This is a genomic window from Acinetobacter seifertii (assembly GCF_000368065.1).
Taxonomy (GTDB): Bacteria; Pseudomonadota; Gammaproteobacteria; order Pseudomonadales; family Moraxellaceae; genus Acinetobacter; species Acinetobacter seifertii.
In genome coordinates, this window is sequence record NZ_KB851204.1 from 288478 (window position 1) to 289076 (window position 599).

At 48.2% G+C, this 599-nt stretch carries 1 protein-coding gene; it reads left to right on the forward strand.

The features are described 5' to 3' along the window. A partial coding sequence (locus F985_RS23890) for an Ig-like domain-containing protein (RefSeq protein WP_004705907.1) occupies window positions 1-599 on the forward strand: 599 nt, incomplete at both ends.

Consider the following 599-nt stretch of genomic DNA (forward strand, 5'->3'; position numbering starts at 1 on the left):
CCTGCATTGACAGATGGTCCACATACGATCACTGTGACTGCAACCGATCCTGCAGGTAATGTGGGAACAACAAATGCGGTGGTGACAGTAGATACGACAGCACCAGTCGTTGCCTTGAATGATGTGTTAAGCAATGACAGTACACCTGCATTAACAGGTACAGTAACTGATCCGACTGCGACGGTGGTGGTAATTGTCGATGGTGTGAATTATCCAGCGACGAATAATGGTAATGGTACCTGGACGCTTGCAGACAATACGCTTCCTACATTGACAGATGGTCCACATACGATCACTGTGACTGCAACCGATCCTGCAGGTAATGTGGGAACAACAAATGCAGTCGTGAAAGTAGATACCACAGCACCAAATGCACCAGTGATTGATCCAATCAATGCAAGCAATCCTGTCACAGGTACGGCCGCCGATCCTGCAGGTAATGTGGGAACAACAAATGCTGTGGTGACAGTAGATACGACAGCACCAGTCGTTACCTTGAATGATGTGTTAAGCAATGACAGTACACCTGCATTAACAGGTACAGTAACTGACCCGACCGCGACGGTGGTGGTAACTGTCGATGGTGTGAACTATCCAGC